Here is a 16647-nt window from a genome sequence, read left to right on the forward strand (position 1 = left end):
CGGAAGGCGGTCCGCATGGTGAAATCCGGCGGGCTGTGGCAGCGTGATTCTCGCCACCCTTGATAAGGGTTGCGCTCAGATGAGCGAATCATGGGCGACTGCACTTCTCCAAGGGGTGGCACTGGGTGCCACCCCTTGATCGTTCATCGATCGAAATCAGACGTGCAGGATCCCCGCTCATCTGAGCGGAAAACCTCGCATCTCGGGGTGTGTGCGTTCAAGAAGTGAAGACATCGAGCCCTGTCGGCTTGCCAAGCCTTGACTTTCGATCCGCTGGCGGACGACTGGTTACAGGCGCATGACGCGCAAGTAGACGTACCCATGTTCCTTCGATCTGGGTATGTTCCTCGCCGTCAGGGCAGCCACCGTGGCCTCAAGGAGTCGAGACCCGTGTCGGAAAACAAAGAACCCCACGGAGTGAAGTTCGTTTACGACTTCACCGAGGGAAACAAGGACCTCAAGGACCTCCTCGGCGGCAAGGGCGCCAACCTCGCCGAGATGACCAACCTCGGTCTGCCGGTCCCTCCCGGCTTCACCATCACCACGGAGGCCTGCAAGGTCTACCTGGAGAGCGGCGAGGAGCCCGCGGCACTGCGTGACGAGGTGAGTGCGCACCTCGACGCCCTGGAGTCCCGCATGGGCAAGAAGCTCGGCCAGCCCGACAACCCGCTGCTGGTCTCCGTCCGCTCCGGCGCCAAGTTCTCCATGCCCGGCATGATGGACACGGTCCTGAACATCGGATTGTCGGACAAGTCGGTACAGGGCCTGGCCAAGCAGGCCGGCGACGACCGCTTCGCCTGGGACTCCTACCGCCGCCTGATCCAGATGTTCGGCAAGACCGTCCTCGGCGTCGACGGCGACCTCTTCGAGGAGGCCCTGGAGGCGGCCAAGGGGGCCAAGAAGGTCACGGTCGACACCGACCTGGAGGCCGCCGACCTGAAGAAGCTGGTCACCACCTTCAAGAAGATCGTCAAGAAGGAGGCCGGCCGGGACTTCCCGCAGGACCCGCGCGAGCAGATGGACCTCGCCATCAAGGCGGTCTTCGACTCGTGGAACGGCGACCGGGCGAAGCTGTACCGCCGCCAGGAGCGCATCCCCGGCGACCTCGGTACGGCCGTCAACATCTGCTCGATGGTCTTCGGCAACCTGGGCCCGGACTCCGGCACGGGCGTGGCGTTCACCCGCGACCCCGCCTCGGGTCACCAGGGCGTCTACGGCGACTACCTGCAGAACGCCCAGGGCGAGGACGTGGTGGCGGGCATCCGCAACACCGTCCCGCTCGCGGAGCTGGAGTCGATCGACAAGAAGTCGTACGACCAGCTGATGCAGATCATGGAGACGCTGGAGAACCACTACAAGGACCTCTGCGACATCGAGTTCACGATCGAGCGCGGTCAGCTGTGGATGCTCCAGACCCGGGTCGGCAAGCGCACGGCGGGCGCGGCTTTCCGTATCGCCACGCAGCTGGTCGACCAGGGCCTGATCGACGAGACGGAAGCCCTCCAGCGGGTCACCGGCGCCCAGCTGGCCCAGCTGATGTTCCCGCGCTTCGACGAGCAGGCGAAGGTGGCCCAGGTGGCGCGCGGTATCGCCGCGTCCCCGGGCGCGGCGGTGGGCAAGGCGGTCTTCGACTCGTACACGGCCGTGAAGTGGTCCCGCTCGGGTGAGAAGGTCATCCTGGTCCGCCGCGAGACGAACCCCGACGACCTGGACGGCATGATCGCGGCGGAAGGCATCCTCACGTCGCGCGGCGGCAAGACGTCGCATGCGGCCGTGGTCGCCCGGGGCATGGGCAAGACCTGTGTCTGTGGCGCGGAGGAGCTGGAGGTCGACACCAAGCGCCGCCGCATGACGGTCCCGGGCGGCCACGTCGTGGAAGAGGGCGACCTGATCTCCATCGACGGCTCCTCCGGAAAGGTCTACCTGGGCGAGGTCCCGGTGGTCCCGTCCCCGGTCGTGGAGTACTTCGAGGGCCGGATGCACGCGGGCGCCCACGACGCCGACGAGTTGGTCGAGGCCGTGCACCGCATCATGGCCTTCGCCGACCGCAAGCGCCGGCTGCGCGTGCGCGCCAACGCGGACAACGCCGAGGACGCCCTGCGGGCCCGCCGCTTCGGCGCCCAGGGCATCGGCCTGTGCCGCACGGAGCACATGTTCCTCGGCGACCGCCGTGAGCTGGTCGAGCGCCTCATCCTGGCCGACACGGAGGACGAGCGCCAGGAGAGCCTGAAGGCACTGCTCCCGCTGCAGAAGCAGGACTTCGTGGAGCTGTTCTCGGCGATGGACGGCCTGCCCGTGACCGTCCGGCTGCTGGACCCCCCGCTGCACGAGTTCCTGCCGGACATCACGGAGCTGTCGGTCCGGGTGGCCCTCGCCGAGTCCCGCCAGGAGCCCCACGAGAACGAGCTGCGCCTGCTCCAGGCGGTCCACCGCCTGCACGAGCAGAACCCGATGCTCGGCCTGCGCGGCGTACGCCTCGGCCTGGTCATCCCCGGCCTGTTCACCATGCAGGTCCGCGCGATCGCCGAAGCGGCGGCCGAACGCAAGAACGCCAAGGGCGACCCGCGCGCCGAGATCATGATCCCGCTGGTCGGCACGGTCCAGGAGCTGGAGATCGTCCGCGAGGAGGCCGACCAGGTCATCGCGGAGGTCGAGGCGGCGACGGGCACCGAGCTGAAGCTGGCGATCGGCACGATGATCGAGCTGCCGCGAGCGGCCCTCACGGCGGGCCAGATCGCGGAGGCGGCGGAGTTCTTCTCCTTCGGCACGAACGACCTGACGCAGACGGTATGGGGCTTCAGCCGCGACGACGTGGAGGCGTCCTTCTTCACGGCGTACCTGGAGAAGGGAATCTTCGGCGTATCCCCCTTCGAGACGATCGACAGGGACGGCGTGGGCTCCCTGGTGAAGCTGGCGGCGGAAGCGGGCCGACGCACCCGCCCCGACCTCAAGCTCGGCGTCTGCGGCGAGCACGGCGGTGACCCGGAGTCGGTCCACTTCTTCCACGAGGTGGGTCTGGACTACGTCTCCTGCTCCCCGTTCCGCATCCCGGTCGCCCGCCTCGAAGCGGGCCGCGCGGCGACGAACTCGGAGGGCAGCGACCACCGCTGACCCACCCCGAACGCCGGAGCCGCCGCCTGTCCCCGACCCTCAACCGATGGGCGACGGCTCCGGACCACGAAAGGAGAGGCGGCATCCTGTGCGGGGGTGCCGCCTCTCCGTGTGTCCCTCAGGGCTCACCTTCGCGGAAGCCGTGCATCCTCTTCAGCGGCCGTCCGCCGGGTTTGACCGTCGTGGCCCCGCACGGAACCGGTGTGGCAGGGGCAGTCGCAACGGGGCGTCAGCAGTATGCCAATGGCTCCCGGAAGGGGTATGTCCTGCGTCTGGATGCACGCGTGGTGCAACTCCTCGTAGCCGGGCCGCCTGGCCAGTGCGCACTCCGCAGATGGAGACGGACTCTCCGCGTCGTTGCCCGGGTTTCCAGCGCCGTCCGGGAGAAGCGTGTTCGCCACCACCGCTGCCATTCGCCTGGACCGGGCATTGGCCTCTGCTACCTGCGCGTTCAGAGTCCCCGGCGGGCGCACCAACTCCAGGTGCTCCGGCTTCGCGTCCCATTCCCTGCCACCGCCGAGTGGCCTCAGCTGCACGTACGAACCGACGAACCCCATGATTCTGCCGATTTTGCCGGTATCGGTGTCCTTCACGATGGTGCCGATGCCCGGTGTATCTGTCATGGCAGTGCCTCCCCGGACAGCGCCAGCCGCCGTTCCACGGACGACGCCACGTAGTAGCGGGCTGGTGAACCTTGTCCCATGTCCGTGGCGAGCACCGGCGGCGCGGGTGGCCACAGATGAGGAGCTCTGCGGTGCCTGGCCCACTGGAGGGCGCGCGTCAACTCTCCTGATGACGGAAAGCCTTCATGCCCGTACGCCTCCGGGGCCGAGGCCGGGGTGGCGCGGTCGTGTACGCCAGGACTAACCCACCGGAGCACGAACGCTCTCACGTATGCGAGGGCCCGTAACGCGATATGCACAGTCAACTCCTTCGCAGTCGGCCGTGTCCCGGGCCGTAGCGCGGCGCCGGGTTTTGGGAAGCGCGACGAATCGGCAACTTGGATATCCAAGTTGGGGAGAGCTTATTGGTGGATGCTTGGATATACAAGCAGTCACGTGAAGGGCGGCCCGAGGGGAAGGGGTAACCGATGGTCAGGGCACGTCAATGACGTACTGGAACCGATGGCGGTCGCACGGCACGCGTGAGTCCAGTACCTCGACCACTCGCCCGTCCTGGACCCAGGTACTGCGCAGCACGCGTGCCAGGGGAACGCCGGGCGGGATATGCAATGTGTCGACCTCTGAAGGCGTGGGCATCCGGATGTCCAGATCCTCCACGAAGCGCATGATGCGCTGTTTCACCGGACCAGCCCGATCCTCGATCAAGGCGCTTACGCCGCCGGCGATGCGTCGGGGTTCCTCCACTGGGCTGCCAGCGAACAGCTCTGCCGGGTAGTACCCATCGGCCAGCTGCATGGGTTCGTCGTCGATGAGGAAGACGCGTCTACGCACGATCACCGGTGTGCTCGCCGGAGTCCCGAGTCGTTCCGCGATTTCGGCCGGAGCCGGGACCCTCTCCACCGACAGGATTCGCTGTTCGGCCCGCAGGCCCTGTGCTGCCGCCTCGGCGGTGAAGTTGCTGACGCCGGTGGAACGCCGCTCGCGGAAGTTCGCTCCGGTCGTTTGCATGAGCACTCGGGGCTGCGGGCGCACGAAAACGCCCCGGCCTTGTTCGCTGATCAGCAGCCCGTCAGCCTTGAGCAGGGACAGGGCTTTGCGGACAGTGACCCGTGTCGTGCCGTACTGGTCCTTGAGTTCGTTCTCTGATTTCAGCTTCTCACCCGGAGCCAGCTTCCCTTTCGCGATCGCGGCGCGCAGATCGTCGGCGATCTGACGGTATGGGGGAAGATCGCGGTCGGGCATGAACGTCACCTCGGGTTCGGCTGTCCCGGTAAGGCTATGTGAAGGCCCAGCCGCTCCACTGCTCGACCCGGACGGCGACCGCAGGGCCCTGGGGTGGAGACTCCCCGTACTGGGCGTACTTGTCGCACAGCAGCCTCACCGCGTGCTGGCGCTCTTCACCTTCCTCCAGGACTTCGCCACGGCCGTCGGCGCGTGCCCACCACAGCTCTGACCAGTCGTCGTCGTAGTGGTCGACCAGTGCTGTCACTGCCGGGTTCTCCCGGATGTTGCGCAAGCGGCGCAGATTCCAGGTGCTCTTGGGCTTGTGGTCGACTGCGAAGTACAGGACGTCGTCCTGGACGGCGAAGGTGACGGGTACCGCATGCGGCACCCTGTTGGCGTCGGCGGTCGCCAGCCGGGCGACGGATGACGCGACAAAACGTTCCCGGGCGACGAACGGCGAGAGCTTCATGCGTCCCACGGTAGTGAAGGCTTGGAGCCCTGGCCGCCTTGGACCGTCAAGGATTCAGCCTGGTTGGCGTGGTGCCGTCGTCACGGATCTCGGATCCGCTTTGCCGGGCTGCCTGCCGATGCCCGAATCTCGGAGCTGCACGAGTAGATTGTGGCGCTGCCAAGCGCACTTCGAAGATCCGAAGCCGGGCTATGTCGCAGCCTGGGCACATCTCCCCGAGTGGCAGCGGGAAACCGACGCCGACATCTTCGAGGCTGTCGAGCAGAGCGCGTGATCTGGAGGGGCGGCACCCGGTGTGGGCGCCGCCCCTCATTCAGTTACGCGTGGTCAACAGGCCTTCCACCAAGGCCGTCAGGCCGTGCGCGTACGTGGCCTGCGGGGTCAGTGGTGCCCAGCGTTCCGCCACCTCGGCCAGGCGGGGGAGTTCGGTCGGGTCGGGGCCGGTGAAGTCGCGGTCGCGGTGCGTCGGGCGGTCGCCGGTCGTGCGGCGGTGGGTCGCTGTCGTGCGGATCGCGATCTCGTCGGCGGTGTGGTACCAGATCGCCCGGTATCCGTGCACGGCAGAATCCAACCAGGGACAGCGGCCAGCACCTCGTGGATCGCGGTTGCGGCGGCGATGACGCGTGCGCGCGGGGCGGTGGGGGAGCGGGCGGCCGGCGCAGGTGCTGGGCGGCGTAGCCGTCCAGCGGGAGGAGGAGCGTGCCTCCTTGTCGCGGGCGTGGTGGCAGAGCGCCACGGGCGTGCTGCCGACCCCGGAGGCCGGCCGGCGCACCGTCAGCCGGTCCACACCCTCGTCCTCACCCCGGCCCCGCATCGGCCCTCCCGTCATGCTTCACCTCCCCTTCCCAGACTCCAGGAGTCGACAACGGCGGTCGGTGCGGGTTAGTTTTCTTACATGTATAGAAACTTACGGGGAAATCCCACGACTGTGCTCGCGGCCGCCGCCGTAGCCCAGTTCGTCGTCGCTCTGGACATGGCCGTGGTCAATGTCGCGCTTCCGGCGGTCCGTACCGCGCTCGGGTTCGATGCGCTCGGGCTGTCCTGGGTCGTGCATGTGTACGCGCTCACCTTCGGCGGGTTTCTGCTGCTCGGCGGCCGGGCCTGCGACATGTACGGGCGCCGGCGGCTCTTCGTCGCGGGACTGGTCGTCTTCGGGATCTGCTCGCTTGCCGGTGGACTGGCCCAGGAACCCTGGCAGTTGGTCGCCGCCCGTGCGGGACAGGGTCTCGGCGCGGCCGCCACCGCGCCGGCCGCGCTGGCGCTGCTGACCACCACCTTCACCGACGGCCCCCGGCGTGTCCGAGCCCTCGGTGTGTGGAGCGGAATGAACGCCGTGGGCGGCGCGCTGGGCGTGCTGGTGGGCGGGGTGCTCACCCAGTACGCGGGCTGGCGCTGGGTGATGCTGATCAACCTGCCCATCGTGGCCACGGCACTCGTGCTGGTCCATGCGGCCGTACCCGCCGAGCCGAGGCAGGCCACCCGGCGGGAGCGGCCCGATGCGCTCGGAGCCGTGCTGGCGACCGGCGGAACCGGGCTGCTCGTGTTCGGTGTCGTACGGACCGATGTCCAGGGGTGGGCGTCCACGGAGACGTTGATGACTCTCGGGGGCGCTGCTCTCCTGCTGGTCGCGTTCGGTCTCGTCGAATCCCGGGTGCCCGCCCCGTTGTTGCGGCTAGGGCTGCTGCGCAGCCGCTGGGTCGCCGGCGCCAACCTGCTGGTGTTCCTCGCCGCAGCCGGACAGTTCACCGCGTTCTACTTCATCTCCCTCTACCTCCAGCAGGTCCTGGGCCTCGGCGCGGCCGCGACCGGCGCCGCGTTCCTGCCGTTCAGTGTCGGTTCGGTGGCCGGCACCGTCGTCGCCACCCGCATCACCGCGAACCGCTCGCCCCGCGTGGCCCTCGTGCCCGGCGCGCTGCTCGCCGCCGTGGGCCTGGCCTGGTTCGCGCGGATCAGCCCGCATGGCGGCTTTCTCACCGACGTGCTCGGGCCCTCGCTGCTCACCAGCGTCGGCATCGGGCTGGTCTTCGCGCCGGCGGCCGCAGCGGCGACGACCGGCGTCCGGGCCGACGAGGCCGGTATGGCCTCGGGCCTGTTCAACAGCGCACGTCAGCTGGGTGGTTGCATCGGCGTCGCCACGCTGGCCACCATCGCCGCCCACCACACCGGCACGGCCACCGACCCCGGCGCGCTCAACGGCGGCTATGCCCTCGGCCTGGCCGTTTCGGCCGCGCTCCTCCTGCTCTCGGCGGTCGTGGCGATCTGTGTGCTGCCCCGACGACGCCGGAGCGGCGCCGGATCCTCGGCCCCGCAGTCCGCGACTCCCGTGGTTCACGCGAAGCGTGCGAAACACGCGAAGCAACGGACGGGAGGAAAATCCTCATGACCCTTACGGCCGTCGATCTGTTCCCCTCGATCCTGGACTTCCGATCCGACGGCGGCGCCCTGCCCGGCGCCCGGCGGATGACGGAAGGCGACCTCGGCTCCGGGCAGGTCGCGGCCTTCCCTCTGGAGACCGGCGCCGATGTGCACGCCGACCGCTCGGAGGCGCATCCCGGGGGCGAGGAGGCCGTGTGCTGCCTGTGCCCGGCGGTGTGCGCCCGTACTTCCGAGGCGCAGCGGCTCACGTCAGGAGAAGCACACCGGCCTCGATGACCGATCCGGTCTCGGCGGCTGAGCCGGTCTCGGCCGCTGAATTCGGTCTCGGCGGCTGATTCGCGCCGCTGAGAGGCGCGAGGGGCGGCACACCATCGGTGTGGGCTGCCGCCCCTTCGTCTTCGCCTCTGTCCCCTCTCCTCTCGGACTCTCAGAAGACGCCCTGCACGTTCACCGGGCCCACCTGGAAGACGCCGGAGCAGATCTTCCAGGGCGCTGGGAGCAGGGCCGCGGCGCGGGACGCCGGTGGGTAGATCCGCAGGTACGTTCCCGCGCGCAGGCAGGGGCCGCCGACCGGGCCGTTGGTGGTGCGTACGACCGCCGAGGCGGAGTGGGACGGGGTGAGGGTGACCGTGTCGTAGGACCTGCCGCTGTGCGTGGCTGCCGGGCCGATCTGGTGGTGTGCGGTGTCCAGGACACTGACGCCCGGATAGCCGCGCAGGGCACAGCTGGTCGTGCCGGTGTTGGTGAACCGGACCGGCCAGTACAGCGACCCCGCCGCACCCTCCTTGCGGCCCGTGGAGACATACAGGTCGCTCACGGTGCAGGTCCGGAGAGACGACGAGGTGTGCGCCGCCGTCGACGAGGTGCGTGCCGCCGTCGGGGTCGCGCTCCACGCCGCGCCCGCGGCCGTCAGGCCCACGACGCCTGCGGTCAGCGCCGCGGCTGCGCCCCACCTGGGCAGTGCCCGGAAGGAACTCAGAGGGTTCCGATACTGAAACATGGCGCATCCGCCTCCAACGGGCGAATGGGTGGATGAAGGGTCACTGTGTTGGATGCACCCCGGCCCGGAAAAGTTGCGCATCGCTGTGGCCCGCCGGAGGACCGGCAGCGCGACCTCCACACGCCGAAGGGGTGGCCCGGCCTGAAGGACCTCATTCACCGGTGACACACGGACGCAACACCTCTTTCGTAATCGGTGTGCATGGTTGATCGTTGGGCCGTGCATCGACGACGGACGTCAGGGGGCACAGACGATGACCATGAGCCGTAGAGCACTGCTGGCCGCGGCAGCCGGGACCGGAGCGGGGCTGCTCGCCGGGTGCGGATCCAACACCGGGCGCGGGGACGGGGGTTCGGGGGTGACGCTGGCCCAGTGGTACCACCAGTACGGCGAGCCCGGCACCGAGCAAGCCGTCGAGCGGTACGCCGCCGCCTACAAGAAGGCGGGCGTCAAGGTGCAGTGGCGGCCCGGGAACTACGACCAGCAGACCGCCGCCGCCCTGCTCACCGACTCCGGACCGGACGTCTTCGAGGTCAACGGGCCCACGATCGACCAGATCCAGGGCGGTCAGGTCGTCGACCTCTCCGATCTCCTCAAAGACGTCAAGGACGACTTCAATCCGGCGGTGCTCGCACCGAAGACGTACGACGGACGGATCTGGGGCATCCCGCAGGTCATCGACATGCAGCTGCTCTACTACCGCAAGAGCCTGCTGAAGGATGCCGGGGTCGAGCCGCCGGCCACGCTCGACGCCCTCGTGGACGCCGCCAGGAAGCTCACCGACAGCAAGGTCAAGGGACTCTTCCTGGGCAACGACGGAGGAGCCGGGGTGCTCGGCGGTACACCCCTGTACGCCGCCGGGCTGCAGCTGGTCACCGAGGACGGCAAGGTCGGCTTCGACGACCCCGCCGCCGCCCGCACCCTCGGCAAGCTGCACCAGTTGTACGCCGACCAGTCCCTCCTCCTCGGCGCGCCCGCCGACTGGTCCGACCCGTCCGCCCTCCTGCAGGAGCTCACGGCGATGCAGTGGTCCGGGCTGTGGGCGCTGCCGCAGGTACGGAAGGAACTCGGCGACGACTTCGGGGTGCTGCCGTTTCCCGGGGACGGTGGCCAGGGGAAGCCCGCCGTGCCCGTCGGGGCGTACGGGGCCGCCGTCAGTGCGCGCAGCAGACACAAGGACGCCGCCAAGGAGTTCGTGAAGTGGCTGTGGGTCGAACGGACCGACTATCAGGAGGACTTCGCGCTGTCCTACGGCTTTCACATCCCGGCCCGGATCTCCCTCGCCAGGAAAGCCACCCGACTCCAGAACGGTCCCGCCGCCGACGCCGTCCGCTTCACCACCGACCACGGCTACGCCCAGCCCCTGCTGTGGACGCCGGCCGCCCAGACCGCCTACCAGGACGCGCTCAGCCGGATCATCAGGAGCGGGGCGAATCCGGAGAACGAACTGCGGGCCGTCGTAAGGAAGGTGGCCGGTGAACTCAACCGTGTGAAGAACGCGAAGAAGACGTCGTGAGACGCCGCGGGACCCTCTGGTTCTGGGTGTTCGTGGGGCCGTTCGCCGCCGGGCTCGCGCTGTTCACCTATGTTCCGCTGCTGTGGAGCGTGGGCCTCAGCTTCTTCGACGCGCACAACACCGTCACGCCCACGCACTTCATCGGCCTGGACAACTACACGGCGATGCTGCGGGACGACGCGTTCGTCGGCAGTCTGAGGACCTTCCTCGTCTTCACCGCCTTCATCGTGCCGGCCACATACGTCTTCTCGCTCTCGCTCGCCCTGATGGTCAACCGCCTGACATACGCCCGCGCGTTCTTCCGCTCGGTCTTCTTCCTGCCGGCCGCGTGCAGTTACGTCGTCGCCGCCCTGGTGTGGAAGATGTCGCTCTTCAACGGGGTGCGGTTCGGGCTCGCCAACACCGTCCTCGGCTGGTTCGGCGGCGCTCCCGTCGCCTGGCTGTCCACCACCGATCCGCCCTGGTACTGGCTGGTCATCGTCACCGTACGGCTGTGGCTGCAGGCCGGGTTCTACATGATCCTTTTCCTCGCCGGGCTGCAGCGGATCGACCCGGTGCTGTACGAGGCGGCCGCCGTGGACGGTGCCCGGCCCGGCTGGACGGTGCTGCGGCACATCACACTGCCCCAGCTGCGGGCCACCTCGGTCGCGGTGGTGCTGCTGCTCGTCATCAACGCCTTCCAGGCCTTCGACGAGTTCTACAACCTGCTGTCTGATGCCAGGGGTTACCCGCCGTATGCCCGGCCTCCGCTGGTCTACCTCTACTACACCGCCCTCGGGCAGGGGCAGAACCTCGGGTCGGGCAGCGCGGGCGCGGTGATCCTTGCGCTGGTCATCGCCGTCGTGACGGTGGGGCAGGCGCGGTGGCTGAAACTGGGAAGGACGGACGCCGATGGATGACGCCCTGGTACGGGCCGGACGGGCGCTCCGACTCGTGGTGCTGATCACGCTCGCCCTGCTCTTCCTGATCCCCTTCTATCTGCTCGTGCGCAACGGACTGTCCAGCGAGCGGGACATCACCTCGCCCCAATGGACCTTCTTTCCCGCCGAGTTGAGGTGGGGGAACGTCCGGGAGCTGTTCGACGATCCGTCCGTCCCCTTCGCCCGCTCTCTGCTCAACTCCGCGCTGATAGCCGTCGCCACGACGCTCGGCACCCTGCTGATCGCCTCCCTCGCCGGCTACGGCCTCGCCCGCATCCCCTACCGGCACGCGAACAAGGTCTTCTACGGCGTCCTCGGCACCCTGCTCGTCCCGGCCGCCGTCACCTTCGTACCCAGCTTCGTGCTGGTGTCGTCGCTCGGCTGGATCTCCACGCTCCGGGGACTGATCATCCCGACGCTGTTCTCGGCGTTCGCGTGCTTCGTCTTCCGGCAGTACTTCCTGGGTTTCCCGCGCGAGCTGGAGGACGCGGCGCAGGTCGACGGGCTCGGCTACTGGCGCACGTACTGGCTGGTGGTCGTGCCGAACGCGCGGCCGGTGTTCGCGGCGGTCGGCACGATCGTCTTCCTCGGCGCGTGGAACTCCTTCCTGTGGCCGCTGGTGATCGGGCAGGACCAGAGCGCCTGGACGGTGCAGGTGGCGCTGTCGTCGTTCACGACGTCCCAGGTGATCCGGCTGCACGAACTGTTCGTCGCCGCCGTCGTGTCGATCCTGCCGCTGCTGCTGGTGTTCCTGTGCTTCCAGCGGTGGATCGTGGCGGGGGTGGAGCGGTCGGGGATCGACTAGGTGCCGTTCCCAGGGAGCCGTCGCTGTCCACGACCAGGTCGGTGCCGACGACCGAGGCCGCGCCGCCGGAGGCCAGGCAGAGGACGGCGGCGGCACGCCAGGGCTGACCGCGTTGATCCGGACGCCGTCCCGGATGTGGCCCAGCGCGGCGCCGCGGCTGAGCGCGGTCACTGCGGCCCTGGCCGCGGAGCAGCCGGCAGCTCCGGGGGCGGTGTGCAGGCCGAAGGTGGAGGAGAGACCGGAGGCCGATCGCCAGGGCCTGCCCGGCGGATCCTGTCGAGGACGCGGGGGCCGGCACGCCCTCCCCCACTGCCTTGAGGGCGTGGCGGCACCCCCAGTGGCGTTGTCGATTTCCCGCGACCTGATCCGCCGAACAGCACACCTAGGCCGTCCGCACCTCGTACGCGGCCACCCGTACCGCCCCGTCGTCCAGGCACTCGCCGCTGATCAGGTCGAAGCGCTGCTTCAGCAGGGGTGAGGCGACGAACGGGCGGTCCTGGTGGGTGCCGGTCAGGCCGCGGGAGAGGACGGCCGCGCCCGTGAAAGGGTCGCGGTTGTCGACGGCGTACAGGCGGTCGGCGCGGTCGCGGAAGAGGGCCACCTGGCGGCCGTCCGGCAGCAGGGCGGCCGCCCCGCGCCCGGGGGTGAGCGCGCTCAGGTCGCAGGCCGTGAACCAGCCCTCCGCAAGCCGGAGCTGGACCTTCAGGTCGGTGGTCTCGGGAGCCAGGGTCATCGCTGGGCGCTTCCTTCCAGGACGTCGTCGGCGGGCCGCAGGCCGATGGACAGCAGCGGCAGGTCGGGCTTGATCTGGTCGCGCTCGGGGACGAAGGCGACGACCGGGTCCGGGGTGTCCGGGGCATTCACGAAGGACACGAACCGGGCCAGCTTCTCGGGGTCGTTGACGGTCTCCGCCCACTCGTCGCGATAGTGGGCGACATGCGCCCGCATCAGCTGCTCCAGCTCGTCGCAGATGCCGAGCGAGTCGTGCACCACCACGTCCCGTACATGGTCCAGGCCGCCCGGGATCCGCTCCAGCCACACGCTCGTGCGCTCCAGGCGGTCGGCCGTGCGGATGTAGAACATCAGGAAACGGTCGATCAGGCGGACCAGCTCGGCGTCCGACAGGTCCTGGGCCAGCAGGTCCGCGTGACGCGGGGTGGCGCCGCCGTTGCCGCCGACGTACAGGTTCCAGCCGTTGGCGGTGGCGATCACGCCGAAGTCCTTCGACTGGGCCTCGGCGCACTCGCGCTGGCAGCCGGAGACCGCCGACTTCAGCTTGTGCGGGGAGCGCAGGCCCCGGTAGCGCAGCTCCAGGTCGATCGCCATGCGGACGGAGTCCTGGACGCCGTAGCGGCACCAGGTCTGGCCGACACAGGACTTCACCGTGCGCAGTGCCTTGCCGTACGCGTGGCCCGACTCGAAGCCGGCGTCCACCAACCGGGCCCAGATCAGCGGCAGTTGCTCGACCCGCGCGCCGAACATGTCGATCCGCTGACCGCCGGTGATCTTCGTGTAGAGACCGAAGTCACGGGCGATCTCGCCGATCACGATCAGCTTCTCGGGCGCGATCTCGCCGCCCGGGATGCGCGGCACGACCGAGTACGATCCGTTCTTCTGCAGGTTGGCCAGGAAGTGGTCGTTGGTGTCCTGCAGGGCCGCCTGCTCGCCGTCCAGGACATAGCCGCTCGCGCCGATCGTCGGGGCGAGGGAGGCGATGATCGAGGCGACGGCCGGCTTGCAGATCTCGCAGCCCTCGCCGCCCCGGGCGTCCTCGCGGCCGTAGCGGTCGAGCAGGTCCCGGTGGCTGGTGATGCGCAGGGCGAGGACGATCTCGTACAGCTCCTCGCGGGTCTGCGAGAAGCAGCCGCACAGGCCCTTGTCGACCTCGACGCCGGACGCCTCCAGCTCGGCGTTGACGAGCTGGCCGAGCACCTTGACGCAACTGCCGCAGCCCGTACCGGCCTTGGTGCACTTCTTCACCTCGGGCACGGTCGTGCAGGAGTGCTCCGTGACCGCGCCGCGGATCGTGCCCTTGCTGACGTTGTGGCAGGAGCAGATGACCGCCTCGTCGGGGAGGGCCGTCGGGCCGAGCTGGGCCCCCGAGTCCGCTCCGGCGGGCAGGACGAGGGACTCGGGGGAGACCGGGGGCACCGAACCGGTCAGCGCGCGCAGGGTGCCGTACGCCTCCGCGTCGCCGACCAGGATGCCGCCGAGCAGCGTCCCGTCACGGCCGATGACCAGCTTCTTGTACAGGCCGGCGCGGGAGTCGGAGTAGACGACGTCCAGGCAGTCCTCGGTGGTGCCGTGCGCGTCGCCGAAGGAGGCGACGTCGACGCCGAGCAGCTTCAGCTTGGTGGACAGGTCGGCACCGGTGAACGTCAACTGGTCGGTCTCGTCCGCGGCGATGGCCGCGGCCGCCGTCTCCGCCTGCTCGTAACCGGGCGCCACCAGGCCGTACACCCGGCCGTCGGAGGCCAGCGCGCACTCGCCGACAGCGAAGACATGCGGGTCGGACACGGTACGGCACTGCTCGTCCACGGTGATGCCACCGCGTTCGCCGACCGTCAGACCGCAGTCGCGGGCCAGCTGGTCACGGGGGCGGACGCCGGCGCTGAACACCACCAGGTCCGTGGCGAGTTCGGAGCCGTCGGACAGCTTCATCCCGGTGACGGCGCCTGAGTCGTCGGTGACGATCTCCTGGGTGCCGACGCCCGTGTGGACGGTCAGGCCCATGTCCTCGATGGTGCGCAGGAGCGCCGCGCCACCGCCCTCGTCGACCTGGACGGGCATCAGCCGGGGCGCGAACTCCACGATGTGGGAGGTGAGTCCGAGGCCCTTCAGCGCACCGGCCGCCTCCAGGCCGAGCAGACCGCCGCCGACCACGGCACCGGTGGAAGCCTTCGCCTTCGCGTATTCCTCGATCGCGAGGAGGTCCTCGATGGTCCGGTACACGAAGCAGCCGACCGCGTCCTTGCCCGGGACCGGCGGTACGAACGGGTACGAGCCGGTGGCGAGGACGAGGACGTCGTACTCGAAGACCTGGCCCGACCTGGCCGTGACCTTCCTCGCCTCGCGGTCGATCGTCACCGCCGGGTCGCCGACATACAGCTCGATGCCGTGCAGGGCGATGAACTCGCCGTCCGTCAGGGAGAGTTCCTCGGGCGTCCGGCCCGAGAAGTACGAGGTGAGGGCGACGCGGTCGTACGCCGGACGCGGCTCCTCGCAGAGGACGACCACGCGGTGCGTGGCGGTCAGGCCGCGCTCGGCGAGCGCTTCGAGGAAGCGCTGGCCGACCATGCCATGGCCGACGAGCACGATCGTGGGGGTGGCCCCCGGGGCGGTGGTCATCAGGAGCCTCCATCGTGAGTGAGCAGGTGGAGCAGCGGGCCGCCGTCGGAGGGCAGCGGCTCTGCTCCCTCCCAGGCGCGGGCGAGCGCGCCGACGGTGCCGAGTTCGCCGACGAGCACCCCGCCGACCAGGCGGTCCTCGCGGACGACGACCTTGCGGTAGGTGCCGCGGGTGGCGTCGGCGAGCCGTACGACGTCGTCGCCGGGGCGCGCCTCGGTCTCGCCGAAGGCGGCCAGGTCGAAGGGGGAGCCCGGGCCGGTGAGGGTCAGCCGGGTCAGGGAACGGGTGCCGCGATAGCGCGCCTCGGTGTCTCCGGCCAGCAACTCGGCCAGTGCCTCGGCCTGTTCGAGGGCGGGTGCCGCCAGGCCGTAGACCGTGCCGTCGTGCTGGACGCAGTCGCCGACGGCGTGGATGCGCGGGTCGGAGGTGCGCAGTGCGTCGTCGACGAGGATGCCGTGGTGGACGGCGAGACCGGCCTGTTCGGCGAGTCCGGTGCGCGGGCGTACCCCGCAGGCGAGTACGACGAGGTCGGCGTCCAGGGCGTATCCGTCGGCCAGTTCCACCGAGCGGACCGCGCCCGCGACACAGCGCACGTCCCGCACCCGGCACTCGGTGTGCACCTCGACGCCCAGGTCGGTGAGGTGCCGCAGCACCAGCCGGGAGGCGTCCGGGTCGAGCTGGCGTTCCATGAGCCGCTCGGCCTGCTGGGCGAGGACCACCTGCGCGCCGCGCACGGCGAGCGCGCGGGCGGCGGACACACCGAGCAGCCCGCCCCCGACGACGACCGCGCGCACCCCCGGCCGGACCGCCTTGGCGAGGCCCAGGCAGTCGTCCATGGTGCGGAACGCGTGGACGCCCTCGGGGAGTTGGTGGTCAGGATTGAACAACCCGCGCAGGGGCGGCAGCACCGGGTTGGAGCCGGTGGCCAGGACCAGCGTGTCGTATGCGATCGAGGTGCCGTCGGCGCACTCGACGGTGCGGGCGGCCCGGTCGATTCCGGTGACCCGGGTGCGCAGCAGGCCGCCCGGCTCCGGGAGGGTGATCACCTCCGGGGCGTACCGCCCGGCCAGCACCTCGGCGAGCAGCACCCGGTTGTACGGCGGGTGCTCCTCCTCGCCGACGAGCAGCGCGGGCGTGCCCAGCTCGCCGAGCCGCCGGGCGAGCCGTACGCCCGCGAGGCCGGCGCCGATCACCACCACACGCGTATTCGAGGTCATGCCCCTGAGCGTGCGTCGTGGACGTTACCCGGTCGCAT

At 69.6% G+C, this 16647-nt stretch carries 14 protein-coding genes and 1 pseudogene; 6 read left to right on the forward strand and 9 right to left on the reverse strand.

The window, feature by feature from the left end; all coding sequences use genetic code 11:
- Positions 1 to 390 precede the first annotated feature (390 nt).
- Entirely contained in the window at positions 391 to 3111 is a 2721-nt protein-coding gene (gene ppdK, locus M878_RS78600) for a pyruvate, phosphate dikinase (protein ID WP_023550958.1), read from the forward strand.
- A 125-nt stretch (positions 3112 to 3236) separates the two neighbouring features.
- Here ppdK and M878_RS99015 read toward each other — a convergent pair whose 3' ends face one another.
- From M878_RS99015 to M878_RS78615, 4 genes are all read right to left on the reverse strand, one after another.
- Positions 3237 to 3734, reverse strand: coding sequence for a hypothetical protein (locus tag M878_RS99015; protein ID WP_209445567.1), 498 nt, complete (start codon positions 3732 to 3734; stop codon positions 3237 to 3239).
- A gap of 471 nt (positions 3735 to 4205) precedes the next feature.
- Positions 4206 to 4976: a GntR family transcriptional regulator gene (locus M878_RS78605; RefSeq protein ID WP_031226141.1), complete on the reverse strand. Its 771-nt coding sequence runs from the start codon at positions 4974 to 4976 to the stop codon at positions 4206 to 4208.
- A gap of 34 nt (positions 4977 to 5010) precedes the next feature.
- Positions 5011 to 5427: a TIGR03668 family PPOX class F420-dependent oxidoreductase gene (locus M878_RS78610; protein WP_023550960.1), complete on the reverse strand. Its 417-nt coding sequence runs from the start codon at positions 5425 to 5427 to the stop codon at positions 5011 to 5013.
- 313 nt (positions 5428 to 5740) lie between these two features.
- Positions 5741 to 6256, reverse strand: coding sequence for a TetR/AcrR family transcriptional regulator (locus M878_RS78615; protein ID WP_245238240.1), 516 nt, complete (start codon positions 6254 to 6256; stop codon positions 5741 to 5743).
- A 66-nt stretch (positions 6257 to 6322) separates the two neighbouring features.
- Here M878_RS78615 and M878_RS78620 point away from each other — a divergent pair, with 66 nt between their 5' ends.
- Both M878_RS78620 and M878_RS49225 read left to right on the forward strand, forming a co-directional pair.
- Positions 6323 to 7810 (forward strand): MFS transporter, encoded by a 1488-nt coding sequence (locus M878_RS78620; protein ID WP_051430123.1) that lies wholly within the window; start codon positions 6323 to 6325, stop codon positions 7808 to 7810.
- Entirely contained in the window at positions 7807 to 8079 is a 273-nt protein-coding gene (locus M878_RS49225) for a hypothetical protein (protein WP_023550963.1), read from the forward strand. Before M878_RS78620 ends, M878_RS49225 begins: the two co-directional genes overlap by 4 nt.
- 151 nt (positions 8080 to 8230) lie before the next feature.
- On the opposite strand, the gene M878_RS95005 is transcribed toward M878_RS49225, so the two are convergent.
- Positions 8231 to 8803: a DUF4232 domain-containing protein gene (locus M878_RS95005; protein WP_158692799.1), complete on the reverse strand. Its 573-nt coding sequence runs from the start codon at positions 8801 to 8803 to the stop codon at positions 8231 to 8233.
- Between the two features lie 253 nt (positions 8804 to 9056).
- Between M878_RS95005 and M878_RS78630 the strand changes: the two genes are divergently transcribed.
- Genes M878_RS78630 through M878_RS78640 form a run of 3 tightly spaced genes read left to right on the forward strand, consistent with a single transcriptional unit; the run spans position 9057 to position 12044 of the window.
- Positions 9057 to 10319, forward strand: a complete 1263-nt coding sequence (locus M878_RS78630; RefSeq protein WP_031226147.1) for an ABC transporter substrate-binding protein — start codon at positions 9057 to 9059, stop codon at positions 10317 to 10319.
- A complete protein-coding gene (locus M878_RS78635; RefSeq protein ID WP_023550966.1) occupies positions 10316 to 11218 on the forward strand; it encodes a carbohydrate ABC transporter permease in 903 nt (300 codons plus the stop codon). The genes M878_RS78630 and M878_RS78635 overlap by 4 nt, the downstream gene beginning before the upstream one ends.
- On the forward strand, positions 11211 to 12044 hold the full coding sequence (locus tag M878_RS78640; RefSeq protein WP_023550967.1) for a carbohydrate ABC transporter permease: 834 nt from the start codon (positions 11211 to 11213) through the stop codon (positions 12042 to 12044). Before M878_RS78635 ends, M878_RS78640 begins: the two co-directional genes overlap by 8 nt.
- A 22-nt stretch (positions 12045 to 12066) precedes the next feature.
- Here the strand turns inward: M878_RS78640 and M878_RS000000100275 are convergent.
- The 4 genes and pseudogenes from M878_RS000000100275 to M878_RS78655 form a co-directional block, all read right to left on the reverse strand.
- A pseudogene (locus M878_RS000000100275) lies at positions 12067 to 12281 on the reverse strand (SDR family oxidoreductase); the annotation flags it as partial.
- Positions 12282 to 12426: 145 nt separating this feature from the next.
- On the reverse strand, positions 12427 to 12777 hold the full coding sequence (gene nirD, locus M878_RS78645; protein WP_023550968.1) for a nitrite reductase small subunit NirD: 351 nt from the start codon (positions 12775 to 12777) through the stop codon (positions 12427 to 12429).
- The gene (gene nirB, locus M878_RS78650) at positions 12774 to 15392 is read right to left on the reverse strand and encodes a nitrite reductase large subunit NirB (RefSeq protein ID WP_023550969.1); all 2619 of its coding nucleotides are present in this window, start codon (positions 15390 to 15392) and stop codon (positions 12774 to 12776) included. Before nirB ends, nirD begins: the two co-directional genes overlap by 4 nt.
- A complete protein-coding gene (locus M878_RS78655; RefSeq protein WP_031226149.1) occupies positions 15392 to 16609 on the reverse strand; it encodes an NAD(P)/FAD-dependent oxidoreductase in 1218 nt (405 codons plus the stop codon). The genes nirB and M878_RS78655 overlap by 1 nt, the downstream gene beginning before the upstream one ends.
- Positions 16610 to 16647 lie beyond the last annotated feature (38 nt).

Source organism: Streptomyces roseochromogenus subsp. oscitans DS 12.976, from assembly GCF_000497445.1.
Lineage (GTDB): Bacteria > Actinomycetota > Actinomycetes > Streptomycetales > Streptomycetaceae > Streptomyces > Streptomyces oscitans.

What these genes read in the sequence shown, in the direction of transcription:
- nirB (WP_023550969.1), bottom strand. Translation starts at nt 15,392, where the DNA reads ATGACCACCGCCCCGGGGGCCACCCCCACGATCGTGCTCGTCGGCCAT.
- M878_RS78610 (WP_023550960.1), bottom strand. Translation starts at nt 5,427, where the DNA reads ATGAAGCTCTCGCCGTTCGTCGCCCGGGAACGTTTTGTCGCGTCATCC.
- nirD (WP_023550968.1), bottom strand. Translation starts at nt 12,777, where the DNA reads ATGACCCTGGCTCCCGAGACCACCGACCTGAAGGTCCAGCTCCGGCTT.
- M878_RS99015 (WP_209445567.1), bottom strand. Translation starts at nt 3,734, where the DNA reads ATGACAGATACACCGGGCATCGGCACCATCGTGAAGGACACCGATACC.
- M878_RS49225 (WP_023550963.1), top strand. Translation starts at nt 7,807, where the DNA reads ATGACCCTTACGGCCGTCGATCTGTTCCCCTCGATCCTGGACTTCCGA.
- M878_RS78655 (WP_031226149.1), bottom strand. Translation starts at nt 16,609, where the DNA reads ATGACCTCGAATACGCGTGTGGTGGTGATCGGCGCCGGCCTCGCGGGC.
- M878_RS78615 (WP_245238240.1), bottom strand. Translation starts at nt 6,256, where the DNA reads ATGACGGGAGGGCCGATGCGGGGCCGGGGTGAGGACGAGGGTGTGGAC.
- M878_RS78630 (WP_031226147.1), top strand. Translation starts at nt 9,057, where the DNA reads ATGACCATGAGCCGTAGAGCACTGCTGGCCGCGGCAGCCGGGACCGGA.
- M878_RS78640 (WP_023550967.1), top strand. Translation starts at nt 11,211, where the DNA reads ATGGATGACGCCCTGGTACGGGCCGGACGGGCGCTCCGACTCGTGGTG.
- M878_RS95005 (WP_158692799.1), bottom strand. Translation starts at nt 8,803, where the DNA reads ATGTTTCAGTATCGGAACCCTCTGAGTTCCTTCCGGGCACTGCCCAGG.
- M878_RS78605 (WP_031226141.1), bottom strand. Translation starts at nt 4,976, where the DNA reads ATGCCCGACCGCGATCTTCCCCCATACCGTCAGATCGCCGACGATCTG.
- M878_RS78620 (WP_051430123.1), top strand. Translation starts at nt 6,323, where the DNA reads ATGTATAGAAACTTACGGGGAAATCCCACGACTGTGCTCGCGGCCGCC.